13 protein-coding genes are annotated in these 17,072 nt (G+C 69.0%); 3 read left to right on the forward strand and 10 right to left on the reverse strand.

Translation table 11 applies throughout. The features are described 5' to 3' along the window. Window positions 1–67: 67 nt before the first annotated feature. Window positions 68–796: a class I SAM-dependent methyltransferase gene (locus QMG73_RS25485; protein ID WP_281899733.1), complete on the forward strand. Its 729-nt coding sequence runs from the start codon at window positions 68–70 to the stop codon at window positions 794–796. 412 nt (window positions 797–1,208) lie between these two features. On the opposite strand, the gene QMG73_RS25490 is transcribed toward QMG73_RS25485, so the two are convergent. The 3 genes from QMG73_RS25490 to QMG73_RS25500 form a co-directional block, all read right to left on the reverse strand. Continuing rightward, window positions 1,209–2,552, reverse strand: a complete 1,344-nt coding sequence (locus QMG73_RS25490) for a tyrosine-type recombinase/integrase (protein WP_281899735.1) — start codon at window positions 2,550–2,552, stop codon at window positions 1,209–1,211. A 730-nt stretch (window positions 2,553–3,282) separates the two neighbouring features. Further along, window positions 3,283–3,951, reverse strand: coding sequence for a response regulator transcription factor (locus tag QMG73_RS25495; RefSeq protein ID WP_281899737.1), 669 nt, complete (start codon window positions 3,949–3,951; stop codon window positions 3,283–3,285). Beyond that, on the reverse strand, window positions 3,948–5,225 hold the full coding sequence (locus tag QMG73_RS25500) for a sensor histidine kinase (RefSeq protein ID WP_281899739.1): 1,278 nt from the start codon (window positions 5,223–5,225) through the stop codon (window positions 3,948–3,950). Before QMG73_RS25500 ends, QMG73_RS25495 begins: the two co-directional genes overlap by 4 nt. A gap of 337 nt (window positions 5,226–5,562) precedes the next feature. Between QMG73_RS25500 and QMG73_RS25505 the strand changes: the two genes are divergently transcribed. Beyond that, window positions 5,563–7,767: an MMPL family transporter gene (locus tag QMG73_RS25505; protein ID WP_281899741.1), complete on the forward strand. Its 2,205-nt coding sequence runs from the start codon at window positions 5,563–5,565 to the stop codon at window positions 7,765–7,767. 101 nt (window positions 7,768–7,868) lie between these two features. Further along, window positions 7,869–7,991: a VOC family protein gene (locus tag QMG73_RS46450; RefSeq protein ID WP_407676857.1), complete on the forward strand. Its 123-nt coding sequence runs from the start codon at window positions 7,869–7,871 to the stop codon at window positions 7,989–7,991. A gap of 586 nt (window positions 7,992–8,577) precedes the next feature. Here QMG73_RS46450 and QMG73_RS25510 read toward each other — a convergent pair. Genes QMG73_RS25510 through dnaK form a run of 7 tightly spaced genes read right to left on the reverse strand, consistent with a single transcriptional unit; the run spans window position 8,578 to window position 16,963 of the window. Beyond that, window positions 8,578–10,251, reverse strand: a complete 1,674-nt coding sequence (locus tag QMG73_RS25510; RefSeq protein WP_281899742.1) for an FAD-dependent oxidoreductase — start codon at window positions 10,249–10,251, stop codon at window positions 8,578–8,580. After that, a complete protein-coding gene (gene trxA, locus QMG73_RS25515) occupies window positions 10,248–10,676 on the reverse strand; it encodes a thioredoxin (RefSeq protein ID WP_281899744.1) in 429 nt (142 codons plus the stop codon). Before trxA ends, QMG73_RS25510 begins: the two co-directional genes overlap by 4 nt. Further along, window positions 10,673–13,285, reverse strand: a complete 2,613-nt coding sequence (clpB, locus tag QMG73_RS25520) for an ATP-dependent chaperone ClpB (protein ID WP_281899746.1) — start codon at window positions 13,283–13,285, stop codon at window positions 10,673–10,675. Before clpB ends, trxA begins: the two co-directional genes overlap by 4 nt. Continuing rightward, window positions 13,276–13,605 carry a chaperone modulator CbpM gene (locus QMG73_RS25525; RefSeq protein WP_281899747.1) on the reverse strand — a complete coding sequence of 110 codons (330 nt, stop codon included), beginning with the start codon at window positions 13,603–13,605 and terminating at the stop codon, window positions 13,276–13,278. The genes clpB and QMG73_RS25525 overlap by 10 nt, the downstream gene beginning before the upstream one ends. Continuing rightward, complete coding sequence (locus QMG73_RS25530; protein ID WP_281899749.1) at window positions 13,602–14,519, reverse strand: DnaJ C-terminal domain-containing protein; 918 nt, start codon at window positions 14,517–14,519, stop codon at window positions 13,602–13,604. The genes QMG73_RS25525 and QMG73_RS25530 overlap by 4 nt, the downstream gene beginning before the upstream one ends. Then, a complete protein-coding gene (locus tag QMG73_RS25535; RefSeq protein WP_281899751.1) occupies window positions 14,520–15,065 on the reverse strand; it encodes a nucleotide exchange factor GrpE in 546 nt (181 codons plus the stop codon). A gap of 5 nt (window positions 15,066–15,070) precedes the next feature. Then, window positions 15,071–16,963, reverse strand: coding sequence for a molecular chaperone DnaK (gene dnaK, locus QMG73_RS25540; protein ID WP_281899753.1), 1,893 nt, complete (start codon window positions 16,961–16,963; stop codon window positions 15,071–15,073). Window positions 16,964–17,072 lie beyond the last annotated feature (109 nt).

The following is a 17,072-nucleotide window of genomic DNA, read 5'->3' on the forward strand; positions in this document are numbered from 1 at the left end:
GACCGGACTCTTGTCTGGCACTCCAAGATCTATGTACGACGGAAATCCGCAAACCAAAGGCGACAAGATGGCGATCGGCAACAAGCAGCAGTGGCAGGATGCCTTCGAAGCGTACAAGGCTCTGATTCATGATCCACGTTACGACTCAGAGTACCTGCGCCGTACCGGTCTCGTGCCACACATGATCGAATTGATCGGGGACATGCGTCGGCTGCAGGTACTCGACGCCGGTTGCGGCACCGGGTGGCTCTTCGACGCGATCACGCCACTCGGCGGCTGCGAGTGCGACGTCGTCCCGCCGGTGCGGCGCAACAACAGCCGCATTCGGTCTCACTGCCAGGACGTCTGCCGCCTGACGTACGACGATGACTCATTCGACCTTGTCGTTTCCAGCCTGGTGCTCATGTGGGTGGACGACCTGTACGGCGCATTTCGCGAGGCATACCGGGTCACCCGGCCGGGTGGCCGTCTGATCGTGAGTCTGATGCATCCGTACTTCCACACAAATGGGCATGTGCTCCATAACGGAAGCTTTCTCATTGACCAGTCGGTGGGCTCTCGCGAAGAGCGGAATGTGATGATTTCCGGGATCGTGGGCCCGCTGACCTACTACTCGCGACCGCTGGTGGACTATTACAACGCGGCGCTCCAGGCCCGCTGGCGCCTCGTCGGATTCCGGGATCACTTCATCGATATGGAGCGATACCGGATTGAAACCGTCGACCGAGTGAAGTTCACCCATAGGACCGACAAAATCCCGTTGTTCACATTCTTCGTGTGCGGCAAGGACACATGAGCGCAGATGGCCCCTGGCTGCGTTCATCCTGGTTGAGATGCCGCCAGCCAGTCACTGGTGTCGTCACCACTTGATGCTCTCCTGATCGCTGTCCACAGTCGAGCCGATGCTGCTACCCGAGTTAGGCCACTGCGAGCCGCGCCGCTTCATCGCTTGCAGGACGAGAGTGAGCTATTCCGCGTAACAGATCGTGGACGTTGAGTAGTCGGCGGCTTGGTGGCTGAGACGCGCCGAATCTGTCGCGGTGCAACGTAAAGACGCGGAACCCCTGTATGAAAGTGTGGCCTCTCACAGCTCAACTTTATAGGGGTCCCGCGTCGCCATGAGTGTTACATACACTGCCGGGTAGCCCGGGGGAATCTCAGCTGCGCAACTGTCCAGTTCCTCTGACAGATTCGGGCGCGCTTGATCTTCAGCCGCGGGACCTGCCGCGGATGCGCGCCAAGGCGTTGACGGCCGCGTCTTCCGTGCCGGGCAAGGTATGCAGGTACTTGCCCGTGGTGCTGATGCTGCCGTGCCCGAGTCGCTCCTTGACCACCTGAAGATCGGCGCCACCGGCCAGCAGCCACGACGCGTGTGCGTGGCGAAGTCCGTGCGGAGTCACATGAATGCCGAGCCTGGCGTCGTCGAGCGCCTTGGTCCACACGTTCCGGCGGAACCAGTCGCGGCCGATGTGCCCGTCGGTGTCCACCCTCTTGGGTGACCGGGGGTTATCCCGTCCATCGGCTCGCCGTCGCGCCCGATAGGCGGCGACGGCATCCTTGCAGTACCGGCACCGGCACTTTCCAGCCCCGTACGCGGTAGGCGTGCCGTGGAAGTAAGTCCTGCCCTTCTCGTTCGGCTCCGTCCGACCGAGAGTCTTTGGGTCGGGCAACACTTCAGGGATCCGCCTGCGCGGCCCATCCGGTTGGCGAAGCTGGAACAGCAAGTCGTCGAGGCCCAGCCCCTGGGCGGCGATGTGGTCCTTGATCTTGTCCAGCAGGTGATCTGCGACCCGAAACTGCCGCCACTCCTTGTCCTTGGGGTAGTCCTTGACCAAGAACCGCTGGCCGTCGGGGTGGAACTTCGGATTAAGTTCGACAACAACCCGCGAGACTCTAAGCGCGCCGGTGGAGAAGTCGAAGTCCTTGGGGCGTAGTTCCGTCAGCTCGCCCCAACGAAGGCCGGTCTCGATATCGGTCTCAACCATGAGGCGCATGTCGTTCTCCGGCAGGGCGCAATAGAAGGCGTCGAACTGCTCGGGTGTGATGATCCGTCGAGGCTTCGAAGCCACCGGAGGCGTTTTGACGCCTTTGCCGGCGTGCAAGAATGTTATCTGATCATTCAGGGCCGTAGTAAAAATGGCATCCGCGATTATCTTGCAGTACCGAATGGTCGGCGGCTTCACGCCCTGTTGCTGAAGCTTGAAGACCCACTCGCGCACGTGGAAAGGAAGAATATCCACCATGCGCATGGGGCCGAGCGCGGGCAGGATGTAGCGGTCGAGCAAATAGGTGTACGTCTGGCGGGTGGTGGCCTCAAGCTGGTGGTTCGGGAACCACTCGACCTCGACGTATCGCCGGAAGATCTGCCGGCCGCGCCGGGGATCACCGACCTTCCCGGCCGCAACCTCGACCTCCGCCTTCTGCCACGCCTTGTTGGCAGCCTTCTTGTCGCCGAATGTGCCTGCGGACCGCTCCTTGCCGCGGATGTCGACGTAGTAGGCGGTGTACCGCGGCTTGCCGTCCTTGCCGACGCGCGTTCGAGTGAAGCCCATCCCGCACTCCAAGATCGTTTGACCGTCGTTTGACCGTGGACCTGGACCGATGGTGACCGATGAGGAAAAATGAGGAAGCACCGACCTCGCCGCTCTGACCAGGAGGTTAGTCCAATCGAAGATCGTCCACACGTGTGTGATAGGACACTCCTACATCCTTCACACCGAAGAGGTCACTGGTTCGATCCCAGTATCGCCCACTCGAAACGCGTACCCAGACGCGGCCTACGAAGGCGGTAAAACCGCTAGTTAGGCCGCGTTCTCGGATGGTTCGCACCGGCCCTGCTCGTACGCGCCGTCGGGGCCAAGCCCGGGGGGAGCGGTTGTCGGGCTTCGGCTGCGATCTGATTGACCGCGTCCGTCCGTGTGAGCCGCGGTCCTGCCTGCCTCGGTCCTGTACTGAGTGGTGATGCCAGCGATCTGGTCGCGATGCTCGGCCCGGCAACGCGCCGCGCGGGCCGTTATCCGTGACCTCCTCCGCTGGGCCCAACAACGGCTCTAACCCGGATGAGGGCGGGGGCCGGCCCGGCCGTGGCTATATGAGTTGCTGTGCGCAAGGCGATGCCGGGCTCACGACGCGGTGGCGTTGGCTGGCCACGGCCGCCGTGCCGTGATGGCATCGTGGGCTCGCTATATCTCCCACAATCCTCGTACGGCTCAGGTGACGCCCGGCGAGGGCGCAATCCTGCCCGGTCTGGGCCCGGAGGGTGCCGCGTGGGGATCACTCCGGCTAGGTGCGAGCGCGCATGCCGGCCTGGTAGGCGATGACGACGAGTTGTGCGCGGTCGCGGGCGTCGAGTTTGGTCATGGCGTGGTTGACGTGTGTTTTGACGGTGAGGGGGCTGAGGGTGAGGTGGTCGGCGATCTCGGCATTCGACATGCCGGTGGCGACTAGGGCGACGATTTCGCGTTCCCGGTCGGTGAGCGAGTTGAGCAGTTCGGGGTTCGAGGCCGGGCCGTGGTCGTCCGTGGCGAGGTAGCGGGCGATCAGCCCGCGGGTGGCGGAGGGTGAGAGCAGGGCCTCGCCGCGGGCGACGGTCCGGATGGCGTCGATCAGCGTTTCCGGGCGTGCGCCCTTGCCGAGGAATCCGCTCGCGCCGGCGCGTAGCGCTTCGAAGACGTACTCGTCGACCTCGAAGGTGGTCAGGATCAGCACCTTCACGCCGGCCAGGTCGGGGTCGGCGGTGATGTGGCGGGTGGCGGCGAGGCCGTCGAGTTCGGGCATACGGATGTCCATGAGGATGACGTCGGTGCGGGTTTGGCGGGCCAGTTGTACGGCTTGGGCTCCGGTTGCGGCTTCGCCGACGACGGTCAGGTCGGGGGCGCTGTCGACCATGAGGCGTAGGCCGGAGCGGACGATGTCCTGGTCGTCGGCGAGCAGCACGCGTACCGCGGTCATGCTGCGGCGCCGATCGGGGTGGGCAGTTCGGCGGTGACGCGGAAGCCGCCTTCGGGGCGGGGGCTGGCTGTGAGTCGGCCGCCGAGGGCGGTGGCTCGCTCGTGCATGCCGATGATGCCGTGCCCGGCCTGGCCGGCCTCGGCGCCGGTTGCCGGTCGTGCCGCGGCGCCAGGTGTCGCCGGTCCGTCGTCTTCGACGGTGAGTGCGAGGGTTCCGGGTCGGAAGTCGAGCCGGATGGATGCGGATGCTCCCGCGGCGTGTTTGGCGGTGTTGGTGAGGGATTCCTGGATCAGGCGGTAGGCGGTGAGGTCGACGGCGTCGGGCAGGGGCCGGGCGGAGCCGGTGACGTTCCAGGTGACCCGTAGTCCGGTGGCGGTGAAGGTGGCGACCAGTTCCTCGAGCCGGTCGAGCCGACCGGCGGGTTCGACGCTCTCGTGTTCGCCGGGCTGGCGCAGCAGGCCCACGGCGAGCTTGAGTTCGGTGAGCGCGGCCTGGCTTGCGTTCTGGATGTGTTCCAGGGACTGGCGGGCGTGGGCCAGGTCATGTCTGTCAAGCAGGAGGGTCATGGCGCCGGCCTGCACGTTGATGAGCGCTACCTGGTGGCCGACCGCGTCGTGTAGTTCGCGGGCGATGCGGAGCCGTTCGGCTTGGACGCGGCGGCGGGCCTCGTTTTCGCGGCTCTGTTCGGCGCGCCGGGCGCGTTCTTCGAGCATGGCGCGCCGTGCCTGGTTGGCCTGGATGGCTTGGCCGAGGGCAGCGGCCGCCACGACCCATGGCAGGACCGCGATGTTGTCCAGTTCGATCCGGTCCTGCACGGTGGCTACCACGCTGCCGGCCAGTACCGAGGCGATGCTGACAGCGGCGGTTGCGGCTATCACGGCGGTCATGTCGCTGCGCAGCGAGTAGAGGAGCATCGCGGCGACCAGCGCGGGCCGGGCCGGTGAGTCGTCCGCTCCGGACGGCATCGCACCGATCGCGCCTGCGGTCGCGGTCGCCAGGATGAGCCAGTTCGGCCAGTGCAGGGCGGGGACGACGACGAAGCTGGCCGAGACCACGATGGCGGTGACGACGGCGCCGGGCGTGAGCGCGGACCGTTCTGGCATCGCGGTGATCATGATCGAGACCAGGAAGAGGGCGCCAGCGCCGGCTACGCGGGTGGCGGTGGGATGGGTTGCGGCGAGCCTATGAAGCTGGTCGGCCACCTGTTTGAGGTAGGCGACCGCATGATGTCCGCCGGCCCCCATGCGGCCCCTGGCCAGGTCTTTAGATCCCACAGGGCGACAGTAAGCAGCCCGTGGCCGTGGCCGCAATCAAACTACTGCGAGCGCAGTAGGCGTGGCCGCGCCGGGCTGTGAAGGCACCTGTGAACGCGGTAGACGGCCGCCCGGAGCCACCGCGATCGCGGCGGGTCGGGTCACCGCGGCAGGCCGATGACGAGTAGGGGCTTGCTCGCGAACGATGTAGGAGTCGCATTTCGAGGTAGCCCGGCGCAGCCGATGACCTGGCTGGTCGTCCCGCGCCACGGCGACACCAGCGGCGCCGTATCCGTAGCCATCCGCTACCGAAAGCGGACAGGCGATCCCATACGCCTTGAACAGGAGAAAACTTCTCATGGCCTCGTTCCTCTACCGGTTGGGCCGGTTGGCCTTCCGCCGCCGGCGGTGGGTCGCCGGCGCCTGGCTGGCGGTCCTGGCCGCGGCGCTGATCGGCGCCTTCGCGCTGTCCGGGCCGACGCAGGACTCGTTCAGCATTCCGGGCACCCAGTCGCAGAAAGCGATCGATCTGCTCGCCGAGCGGTTCCCGCAGGCGTCGGCTGGCGGTGCCACCGCCCGGGTGGTGTTCGCCGCGCCCGACGGGCAGACGCTCAGCAAGCCCGCCTACAAGGCGGCGGTCGAGAAGGCGGTCGCCGACCTGGAGCAGGCGCCGCAGGTGGCCTCGGTCAGCGACCCGTTCAGCTCCGGCGCGGTCAACCAGGCCGGCACGATCGGGTTCGCCGAGGCCACCTACCAGGTGCCGGGCGACGACGTGTCCGATGCCGCGCGTGCCGCCCTCACCAGCGTGGTCGACCAGGCCCGGGCCAGCGGGCTGAGCGTCGAGGTCGGCGGTGACGCGCTGGCCGTCGACGCGAAGCAGGGCCTCGGCGAGATCATCGGCGTGGTCGTCGCCGCGCTTGTCCTCGTCATCACGTTCGGATCTCTGATCGCCGCCGGACTACCGCTGCTGACCGCCATCCTCGGCATCGCCATCGGCATCGGTGTGATCACCGCGGCATCCGGGTTCGTCGACCTGTCGTCCAATACCCCGACCCTCGCGCTGATGCTCGGCCTGGCCGTCGCGATCGACTATGCCCTGTTCATTGTCTCCCGCTACCGGCACGAACTTGCCGCTGGACATGAGCCGCAGGAGGCCGCCGGCCGGGCGGTCGGCACCGCCGGTTCCGCGGTCGTCTTCGCTGGCCTGACCGTGATCATCGCTTTGGCCGCGCTGTCGGTCGTCGGGATCCCGTTCCTGACTCAGATGGGCGTGGCTGCCGCGTTCACCGTCGCTGTGTCCGTTGTGATCGCGTTGACCCTGCTGCCGGCGTTGCTTGGCTTTGCCGGTCGGCGGATCGCCGGCGGGCGGATCCCCGGGCTGCGCGCCCGAGACACGGAAACCGACAGCCGCACCACCTTCGGCGTGCGGTGGGCGCGGTTGATAGCCCGCCGGCCCGTGGCGGTGCTGCTGCTCGCGGTCGTCGGGCTCGGTGTGGTCGCCCTGCCCACGCTGGACATGCGGTTGGGGATGTCTGATGACAGCACCGCCGCCAAGGACACCACCCAGCGCAAGGCGTACGACCTGCTCTCCGAAGGGTTCGGGCCGGGCTTCAACGGGCCGCTGGTCGTCGTCGTCGACGTGCCGAACGCGGCCGCGCAGCAGGCGGCCACCCAGGTGGCCGAGCGGATCCGCGGCATCGAGGACGTCAGCGCGGTCACTGAGCCGGCGGTCAACCAGGCCGGCGACACCGCGATCCTGACCGTCATCCCGGACAGCGGCCCCAGCACCGAAGCGACCAAGGACCTGGTCCGGGCCATCCGGCAGCAGGACGGCGCGGTGCCCGGCGCGGCCATCGCCGTCACCGGGCTGACCGCCATCAACATCGACATCTCGGCCAAGCTTGGTGCCGCGCTGATCCCGTACCTCGCGGTCGTGGTCGGCCTCGCGTTCATCCTGCTCATGTTGGTGTTCCGGTCCCTGCTGGTGCCCCTGAAGGCAACCGTTGGGTTCCTGCTCAGCATCGCGGCTACCTTCGGCGCGGTGGTGGCGGTCTTCCAGAAGGGGTGGTTCGCCGGCGCGCTCGGCGTCGACCAGGTCGGACCGATCACCAGCTTCCTGCCGGTCATCCTGATCGGCATCGTGTTCGGCCTGGCCATGGACTACCAGGTCTTCCTGGTCACCCGCATGCGCGAGGAGTACGTGCACGGCACCGAGGCACGCAAGGCCGTGATCGCCGGGTTCGGGCACGGCGCCCGGGTCGTCACCGCCGCGGCCATCATCATGATCAGCGTCTTCTCAGGGTTCATCCTGGCTCCGGACGCGATCATCAAGTCGATCGGATTCGCCCTCGGCATCGCCGTACTCTTCGACGCCCTGATCGTCCGCATGACCATCGTGCCGGCTGTCATGACCTTGCTCGGCAAGTCCGCCTGGTGGCTGCCGCGCTGGCTCGACAAGCTCCTGCCCAATGTGGACGTCGAAGGCGAGAAGCTGCGCCACGAACTCGAGGACACACCCGAACCGGTCCCGTCCGAACCAGCGGCCGAACGCGTATCGGTCTAACGCATCGCACTCCCTCCCCAGGGGCCGCCGCCAGCCGACAGCGGCGGCGGCCCCACCCTTAGCCGTTCCGCGAAAGGAGGCCGCGATGAGCGTCGACCACGATGCGGCACGCCCGCGCCTCGCCGCTCCGCGGCTGCGGTGCGCGATCCGACAGAAGGTGCCGGAGCTGGTTGCCGCCGGAGTTTATGCAGGATCCCGAGGGCAACGAGTTCTGCGTCGCTTGATGCCACGATCAGTGGGCAGGCCGGCGTCCTGATCTGCCGCAGACAACGCGCGCGGGGCGCGATTGCGGCTCAGGTTGCGTAACGGATGCTGCCCGGGGTGGCAGGGGCCATGCCTGTTCCGCGTTGAGTTGCTCCGCGTTACGTGGGATGGCAAGGCCCTCATGATCTTGCCGCCGTGGCCCGGCGACGAACCGCCGCGACTACCACAGATGGCCCTGAACTGGGAAAACGCGGTTCTTATTCTGCCACGTATGGTCCACCCGAAACGCGTACCCAACGCGCCCCAAAACGCGTACCCCGGACGCGGCCCGAAACGCGGAGGCAGACGCGCCCCGAGCGCACTGTTCGCAAGGCGGCGCGAACCGCGAGCCGGCCGATGCGATGATCTGAACACCAAGGAGCGCTGTCCGGGCTGACCTGCACTGTTAGGTCTTGTCAGATCGGGTCAGGTCCGGGCCGCGTTCGCGCGACCTGACCGTTGCCGTCTGAGCAGTGTCGGCAAGTCGGTGCCGCGCATGGACACCCGGGCTGGCGGTGCGGCACCCGCCGTCGAGCTGGCTGTTCCTTCGGTCGGGGCGGCTTGTGGTCACCGGCCCGGGGAGCGGCCGGTCCTGGCGAGGTGTTCGTGGACGAGGCGGACCGCCATGGCTCCCTCGCCTACCGCGGATGCGACCCGCTTGATGGATCCGCTGCGCACGTCGCCCACGGCGAAGACGCCGGGGCGGCTGGTCTCCAGGAGATCGGGTTGGCGGTCGCTCGGCGGGGCCGGCGCGGCTGCCGGTCCGGTGTGGACGTAGCCGTGGTCGTCGAGCGCGAGGCGCCCGGCGAGCCAGCCCGTACACGGCTGGGCTCCGATGAAAACGAAGAGCAGGCTTGCATCGAGCGTGTGGCGTACGCCGGTGTGGGTGTCCTCCGCGATGACCGCTTCGAGCTGCCCGTCGCGGCCCACCAGCTCGCGCACCGCAGCGCGCCGCAGCACCTCGACGCGGGGGTCGCGCTCGATCTGGTCGACCAGGTAGCGGGACATGTCGCGGCCCAGGTCGTCGTGGCGGATCAGCAGCCGTACGGCGGCCGCGTGCTGGGCCAGGTAGACGGCGGCCTGGCCGGCGGAGTTGCCGCCACCCACGACGACCACCGGCTGCCGCAGGCAGAGCCGGGCCTCCACGATCGTGGCGGCGTAGTAGACGCTGGTGCCCTCGAACTCGTCCAGCCGCGGCACGTCGAGCCTGCGGTAGCGGGCACCAGTGGCGATCACCACGGTGCGGGTGCGGAGCTCCGTGCCGTCTTCGATCCGTACGGTGTGGAAACCGTCCCGTTGCTCCAGGCCGGTCGCCGCAGTGGGCACGGTGATCGTGGCGCCGAACTTCTCGGCCTGGATGACGGCCCGGTCGGCGAGCTCCGCACCGGAGATCCCGGCCGGGAAGCCGAGGTAGTTCTCGATGCGGGCGGACGTGCTGGCCTGGCCGCCGGTGCCGATAGCGTCCAGCACCACGGTCGTCAGTCCTTCCGAGGCGCCGTAGACGGCGGCGGCGAGCCCGGCCGGGCCGGCGCCGACGATGACGAGGTCGAGTTCGGACTCGGGCGGGTCGCGCGTGGGCAGGCCGATGATGTGGGCCAGCTCGGCGTTGGTGGGATTGCGGAGCACCTGCTCGTTGCCCAGGATCACCACCGGCGTGTCCGTGGGGGTGACGCTCATGTGCCGCAGCAGCGCCTCGGCGCCGGCGTCGTCGTCGAGGTCGATCCACGTGTGCGGAAGGCGGTTGCGGGCGGCGAACTCGCGCAGCCGCCGGGTGTCGGGTGAGAACCGCGAGCCGATGAGCCGGATGCCGGAGACCGCGCCGATCAGCATTTCGCGGCGGCAGATGAAGGCCCGCAGGATCACGTCGCCCAGTCTGGGATCGCGGGAGACCAGCTCGCGCAGGGCCGGCAGCGGTACGGCGAGCACCTCGCCCGGTGTGTCGACCACCGCCGAGACGAACGAGGGCTGGCCGGTGAGCAGGCCCAGCTCGTCGAGGAACCGGCCGGGGCCGTGGACCTTGACCAGCCGCTCCTCGGCGGTGCCGTACCCCTCGAAGATCGCGACCGTGCCGGCCAGGACGACGAAGAAGTCCCGGTGCCGTTCCCCTTCCCGGACCAGCACGTCACCGGCGCGGGTGGGGCGCCGCTCGCCGTACCGGCGCAGCGCCTCGATCTGGTCGTCGCCCAGGCGGGGAAAGGCCCCGGCGACGTCGGGTGTCTCGGCAAGGGTGCCGGACGTCATGTCCGGGACCCCAGTGCGTCGTCGACCCATCGGCGCAGAACGTGCGCCGGCGCGGCACCGGCCTGGCGCGCGACGACCTGCCCGTCGCGCAGCACCATGAGGGTCGGCACGGCCTGCACGGAGAACCGCTGTGACAGCTGGGGCGCGGTGTCCACATTGACCTTGACCAGCTTCAGCCGGCCCGCGAGGTCGCGGGCCACCTGTTCGAGCGCGGGGCTGACCTGGCGGCACGGGCCGCACCACGGCGCCCACAGGTCGACCAGCACCGGGACGGCGGCGTGCTCGGCGACCTCGGCGAACGTGTCGTCGCCGGCTTCGGCCAGCCAGGGCAGGTCCTGGTGGCAGCCGCCGCAGCGCGGTTTGCCGGTCGCCGCGGCGGGCACCCGGTTCTTGCGCCCGCAGTTCGGACACTCGACGACCCTCATGGCGCGGCGTGGGTGACGGTCAGTTCGCCGCCGGACACGTCGACCCGGATCACCGCGCCCGCGCGGACGTCCCCGCCGAGAAGGGCGCGGCCGATGCGGGTCTCGACCTCGCGGGCGATGTGCCGGCGCAGTGGGCGGGCGCCGTAGACCGGGTCGAAGCCCTGCCGGGCGATGAGGCGCTGGGCCTCCTCGCTGACCTCCAGCTGCATCTGCCGGTCGGCGAGGCGGGTACGCAGGTCGTTGAACATGAGGTTCACGATGCGTTCGATCTCGGGTTGGGTGAGCGGCTTGAACAGTACGATGTCGTCGACCCGGTTGAGGAACTCGGGCCGGAAGTGCCGGCGCAGCTCGCCCATGACCGCGGTGCGGGCGTCGTCCTTGATCTCACCGTCCGCGGTGACGCCATCGAGCAGGTACCCCGACCCGATGTTGGAGGTCATGATGAGGACGGTGTTGCGGAAGTCGACGGTGCGGCCCTGCGCGTCGGTGAGCCGGCCGTCGTCGAGCATCTGCAACAGGGTGTTGAACACGTCGGCGTGCGCCTTCTCGATCTCGTCGAACAGCACCACCGAGTACGGCTTGCGGCGTACCGCCTCGGTGAGCTGGCCGCCCTCCTCGTAACCGACGTAACCGGGCGGCGCGCCGAGAAGGCGGCTGACGGTGTGCCGTTCCTGGTACTCGCTCATGTCGATGCGGACGATGTTGTCCTCGGTGTCGAACAGCGCTGCCGCGAGCGAACGCGCCAACTCGGTCTTGCCGACCCCGGTCGGCCCCAGGAAGATGAACGACCCGATCGGCCGGCGCGGATCCTTGATGCCGGAACGCGCGCGGATGATGGCGTCGGCGACCAGCTGCACCGCCTCGTCCTGGCCGACCACCCGCTGGTGCAGGATCTGGTCCAGGCGCAGCAGCTTGTCCCGCTCTCCCTCGGTGAGGCGGCTGACCGGGATGCCCGTCCAGCGCGACACGATCGAGGCGATCTCCTCTTCGGTGACCACCTCGCGCAGCAGCCGCTTGCCGCCCTGCCGGGACGAGAGCCGATCCTCCTCGGACGCCAGCCGCCGCTCCAATTCGGGGAGCTTGCCGTGGCGCAGCTCGGCCGCGCGGTTGAGCTCGTAGTTCCGCTCGGCCTCCTCGGCGTCGTGCCGTACCTGTTCGATCTCCTGGCGCAGCTCCTGCACCCGGCGCAGCGCCTGGCGCTCCGCCTCCCACTGCGCCCGCAGCGCGTCGGCCTCCGCGCGCAGGTCGGACAGCTCCTTGCGGAGCTGGTCCAGCCGCACCCGGCTCGCCTGGTCGTCCTCTTTGGACAGCGCGGCTTCCTCGATCTCCAGCCGGGTCACCCGCCGGCTCAGCTCGTCGAGCTCGGCCGGCATCGAGTCGATCTCGGTTCGGAGCATCGCGCAGGCCTCGTCGACCAGGTCGATAGCCTTGTCCGGCAGGAACCGGTCGGAGATGTAGCGGTGGCTGAGCGTCACGGCGGACACCAGCGCGTTGTCGGCGATCTTCACGCCGTGGAAGACCTCCAGGCGCTCGCGCAGGCCGCGCAGGATCGAGATGGCGTCCTCTTCGGATGGTTCGTCCACGAGTACCGGCTGGAACCGGCGCTCCAGCGCGGCGTCCTTCTCGACGTGCTGGCGGTACTCGTCGACCGTGGTGGCGCCGATCATGTGCAGCTCACCCCGGGCCAGCATCGGCTTGAGCATGTTGCCGGCGTCCATCGCCCCTTCGGCGGCGCCCGCCCCGACGACGGTGTGCAGCTCGTCGACGAATAGCAGGATCCGACCCTCGCCGGCCCGGACCTCGTTCAGCACGGCCTTGAGTCGCTCCTCGAACTCGCCGCGGTACTTGGCGCCGGCCACCAGCGAACCCATGTCGAGGGCGAAGACGGTCTTGTCGCGCAGCCCTTCGGGTATGTCGCCGCGGGTGATCCGCTGGGCCAGGCCCTCGACGATGGCGGTCTTGCCGACGCCCGGGTCGCCGATCAGGACTGGGTTGTTCTTGGTCTTGCGCGACAGGATCTGGATCACGCGGCGGATCTCGCCGTCCCGGCCGATGACCGGGTCGAGCTTGCCGGCCGCTGCGTCGGCGACTAGGTCCCGGCCGTACTTGGACAGCGCCTCGTACGCCACCTCCGGCATCGCCGAGGTGACCCGTTGGTTGCCGCGGATCTCGGTGAGTGCCTGCAGGAACCGGTCGCGGGTCAGCCCCTGCTGGCGCAGCAGCCGGCCCGCCGTGGTCTGCGTGCCCTCGTCGAGGAGGGCGATCACCAGGTGCTCGACGGAGACGTACTCGTCCTTGAGCCGTTTCGCCTCCCGCTGCGCGGCGTCGAGCAGCCGGGACATGCGCTGGGTCACGAAGACCTGTCCAGGCGCGGCGCCCGGGCCGCTGACCCGGGGCCGGCGGTTCAGCTCGGCCTCCAGCTCCTTGCGCAGCCCATCGGGGTCGGCGCCGGCCGTCGCCAGCAGCCGGGGCGCCAAGCCGTCCGGCTGGTCGAGCAGCGCGAACAGCAGGTGCTCGCCGTCGACCTCGGTGTGCCCGAAGCGCAGCGCCTTGGTCTGCGCGTCGTGCAACGCCTCCTGGGACTTCTGGGTCAGACGGTTCAGGTCCATGGTCGGTCTCCGGTCCGTCGAGATGGTGTCTTGTGCAGCGCCCGTTCCAGGTCGGCGATCCGGTCCAGGAGATCAATCACCACGCCGAGCGCGGCGTAGTTCACCCCGAGCCCGGCGCGCAGCCGCCGGATCCGGGCCAGCGCGAACAGGTCCGCGGGACGGAACCACAGCTCGCCCGCCGCGCCCCGCTCCGGGTCGAGCAGCCCCAGCGCCACCAACCGGAATACGAGGTCCGGGTGCACCTGCCCCACCCGGCAGAACGCCTCCAGGTCGAACCGGCGTGGGTCCGCACTTGTGACGCGTACGAGGGCGTAGGTCATGATCCCCTCCTCGGGTCGAACCTGGAGGCGGCGGCGAGTTGCTCGAACAACCGCCGCTCCTCGTCCGTGAGCCGATCCGGGACCATGATCTTGACCTCGGCGAACAGGTCGCCCGGCTGGCCTCGCGGGTTGGGCAGGCCGCGCCCGCGCAGGCGCAGCCGCCGTCCGGACGACGTGCCGGCGGGGACCTTCACCTTGGCCTCGCCGCCCGGTGTGTCGATCACGACCGACGCGCCCAGCGCCGCCTCCCAGGGCGCCAGCGGAAGGTCGACGGAGATGTTCCGCCCGTCCACCCGGTACCGGGGGTGCGGGGCGACCCGGACGACCAGGTACAGGTCGCCGGCCGCGGCGCCGTCGCTGCCGCGACCACCCTGCCCGGCCAGGCGGATGCGCTGTCCATCGGTCACGCCCGCCGGGATCGTGACGTCCAGACTGCGCCCGTCGAGCGTGATCCGGCGGCGCCCGCCCCGGTAGGCGTCCTCGACCGAGAGCACCAGTTCGGCCTCCTGGTCGGCGCCGGGCACTGGACCCCAGCCGCGCCGGCCCCGGCCGCCGAACATGCTGCCCAGCAGATCCTCCAGGTCGATCCCCTCGGCGTCGGCGTAGGTGAACGGCCCGCCGTGGGCCTGGCCCGCCCCGGCTCGCGCCCGGCCGCGGGCCTGCGCCCACGTCGACGGATCGACGTCCGGAGGTACCTGGCGGAAGTCGGCGCCGAACGCGTCGTAGCGCTTGCGGGTATCCGGGTCGGACAGCACGTCGTACGCCTCGGAGATCTCCTTGAACCTGTCCTCCGCGCCGGGGTCGGAGTTCACGTCCGGGTGGTACGTGCGCGCCAGCTTGCGGTACGCCCGCTGGATCTCGTCCTGGCTGGCGTTCCTCGGCACCCCAAGGGCCTCGTAGAAGTCGCGAGCCATCTACTCGCCCTTCGCGACGACCACCGCCGCCGGCCGCAGCAGGCGCTCCTCGGTGCCGTACCCGGGCCGCACCACGCGCAGGATCGTGCCCGCGGGCGCCTCGGGCGAGGGCAGCACGGCCACCGCCTCGTGCCGGCTCGGGTCGAACGCCGCACCTTCGTCGGACCGGCGCGGGAAACCGAGCCGCGCGAGCACACCCAAGGCCTGCTCGCGTACCGCCCGGACGCCCTCGACCACCGGGGACGGATCGTCTCCGACGTGCTCCAACGCCAGGTCGAGGTTGTCGAGCACCGGCAGCCACTCCGCGGCCACCCGGGCCCGCTCGTCCTCGCGCTGCACAGCCGACTCACGGGCCGCCCGCTTACGCAGGTTGTCGGCGTCCGCAAGCGCCCGCCGCCACCGGTCCTCCAGATCCGCCACCCGCGTGCGAAGGTCACTCACCTCCGCACGAAGCTCGTCAAGCAGCACGGGCGACAGGATCTGCGCGTCGCTGGCAGCCGGCTCGGGTTCCAGGCCGTTGCGCTGGTCATCGTCGTCGGCGGCCACGAGGCTCAGCTCGGGGTGAACTCGGCGTCGATGACATCGTCGTCCGGTCCGCCGCCCGGCGGGCGGTCACCGCTCTGGTCACCGCCACCGCCGGCGGGCCCGGTCCCGGCGGCGGCGGCGAGGCTGTGGTAGACCTGCTGGAGCTCGGACGTGAGTGAGCGGACCCGGTCGATCGGCGCCTGCTCCTTGACGGCCTGGTGCGCGTCGGCCACCAGCATCTCCGCGCGGGCCTTCTCGTGTACGGGGGCCTGGTCGCCCAGATCCGACAGCCGCCGCCGCACCTGGTACGCGATGGCGTCCAACTCGTTGCGCGCGTCAACCTCCGCGCGCAGGCGAGCATCCTCGCCGCGGTGCTGCTCGGCCTCCGCCACCATCCGGTCGATCTCGGACTTGTCCAGGTTGCTGGTCTCGCTGATCGTGATCCGCTGCTCGGCTCCGGTATCGCGGTCCCGGGCCGAAACGTTGAGGATGCCGTTGGCATCGATATCGAAGGTGACCTCGATCTGCGGCTCGCCCCGCGGCGCCGGCCGCACGCCCTCCAACCGGAACCGGCCCAGCACCCGGTTGTCGGCCGCGCGCTCCCGTTCGCCCTGCAGAACCACGATGTCGACCGCGCCCTGGTTGTCGTCGGCGGTGGAGAACACCTCCGTGCGCCTGGCTGGGATGGTCGTGTTCCGCTCGATGATCTTGGTCATCACGCCGCCCATGGTCTCCACGCCCAGCGACAGCGGCGTGACGTCCAGCAGCAGCACGTCCTTGACCTCACCCTTGATGACCGCCGCCTGGACCGCGGCACCGAGCGCGACCACCTCGTCCGGGTTAACCGTCATGTTCGGATCCTTGCCGCCGGTCAGCCGCCGGACCAGGTTCTGCACGGCGGGCATCCGCGTCGACCCGCCGACCAAGATCACCTCGTCGATGTCGCTGTCGGCGACCTTGGCGTCGGCCATCGCCTGCCGCACAGGTTCCAGGCAGCGCTCGACCAGGTCGGCGGTGATCTGCTCGAACGTCGACCGCATCACCGTCATGTTGAGGTGTTTGGGGCCGTTAGCGTCGGCTGTGACAAACGGGAGGTTCACGGTGGTCTGAGTGACCGACGACAACTCGACCTTCGCCTTCTCCGCGGCCTCAAACAGCCGCTGCAGCGCCTGCGGATCCCGCCGCAGGTCGATGCCCTGCTCGCGCTGGAATTCGGTGGCCAGGTGGTCGACAAGTCGGCGGTCGAAGTCGTCGCCGCCCAGATGGCTGTCGCCGGCCGTGGCCCGCACCTCCACCACACCGTCGCCCACGTCCAGGATGCTGACATCGAACGTGCCGCCACCGAGATCGAACACCAGCACCGTCTCGTGCTGGCGCTTGTCCAGGCCGTACGCCAGAGCCGCAGCGGTCGGCTCGTTGATGATCCGCAACACCTCCAGACCGGCGATCCGCCCGGCGTCCCTCGTGGCGGTGCGCTGCGCGTCGTTGAAGTACGCCGGCACCGTGATGACCGCCTCGGTCACCTTCTCGCCGAGAAACTTCGCCGCGTCCTCCACGAGCTTGCGCAGCACCAGCGCGGATACCTCCTCCGGCGCGTACTGGCGGTCGCGGACCTTGAACCGGACCGCACCCTCCGGGCCAGACTCGACGTCGAACGTCACCGCATTAAGCTCGCTGGCAACCTCCTCGTACCGGCGGCCGATGAAGCGCTTGGCGGAATAGATCGTGCCCTTCGGGTTGAGGACCGCCTGCCGCCGGGCAAGCTGCCCTACCAGCCGTTCCCCCTGATCGGTAAACGCCACCACCGACGGGGTCGTGCGCGACCCCTCGACGTTGGCAATCACCGTCGGCTGGCCGCCCTCCACGGTAGCGATCACCGAGTTCGTGGTCCCGAGATCGATACCGACCGCCTTTGCCATGGCCGTCTCCCCCCAAATATTTCCGGATTTGACCGTTCCGTAGGGCCTACCCGAACTCCCGGAGCCGAAACCACTGACCGGGAGGGATATCAAGAATCGAAGACCCCCG

The sequence above is a fragment of the Phytohabitans aurantiacus genome (assembly GCF_027923225.1).
Lineage (GTDB): Bacteria > Actinomycetota > Actinomycetes > Mycobacteriales > Micromonosporaceae > Phytohabitans > Phytohabitans aurantiacus.

Excerpts from the sequence above, each read along its gene's own strand:
- QMG73_RS25485 (WP_281899733.1), top strand. The coding sequence starts at position 68 with ATGGCGATCGGCAACAAGCAGCAGTGGCAGGATGCCTTCGAAGCGTAC.
- QMG73_RS25505 (WP_281899741.1), top strand. The coding sequence starts at position 5,563 with ATGGCCTCGTTCCTCTACCGGTTGGGCCGGTTGGCCTTCCGCCGCCGG.
- QMG73_RS25530 (WP_281899749.1), bottom strand. The coding sequence starts at position 14,519 with ATGGCTCGCGACTTCTACGAGGCCCTTGGGGTGCCGAGGAACGCCAGC.
- trxA (WP_281899744.1), bottom strand. The coding sequence starts at position 10,676 with ATGAGGGTCGTCGAGTGTCCGAACTGCGGGCGCAAGAACCGGGTGCCC.
- QMG73_RS46450 (WP_407676857.1), top strand. The coding sequence starts at position 7,869 with ATGCGGCACGCCCGCGCCTCGCCGCTCCGCGGCTGCGGTGCGCGATCC.
- QMG73_RS25490 (WP_281899735.1), bottom strand. The coding sequence starts at position 2,552 with ATGGGCTTCACTCGAACGCGCGTCGGCAAGGACGGCAAGCCGCGGTAC.
- clpB (WP_281899746.1), bottom strand. The coding sequence starts at position 13,285 with ATGGACCTGAACCGTCTGACCCAGAAGTCCCAGGAGGCGTTGCACGAC.
- QMG73_RS25495 (WP_281899737.1), bottom strand. The coding sequence starts at position 3,951 with ATGACCGCGGTACGCGTGCTGCTCGCCGACGACCAGGACATCGTCCGC.
- QMG73_RS25510 (WP_281899742.1), bottom strand. The coding sequence starts at position 10,251 with ATGACGTCCGGCACCCTTGCCGAGACACCCGACGTCGCCGGGGCCTTT.
- QMG73_RS25525 (WP_281899747.1), bottom strand. The coding sequence starts at position 13,605 with ATGACCTACGCCCTCGTACGCGTCACAAGTGCGGACCCACGCCGGTTC.
- dnaK (WP_281899753.1), bottom strand. The coding sequence starts at position 16,963 with ATGGCAAAGGCGGTCGGTATCGATCTCGGGACCACGAACTCGGTGATC.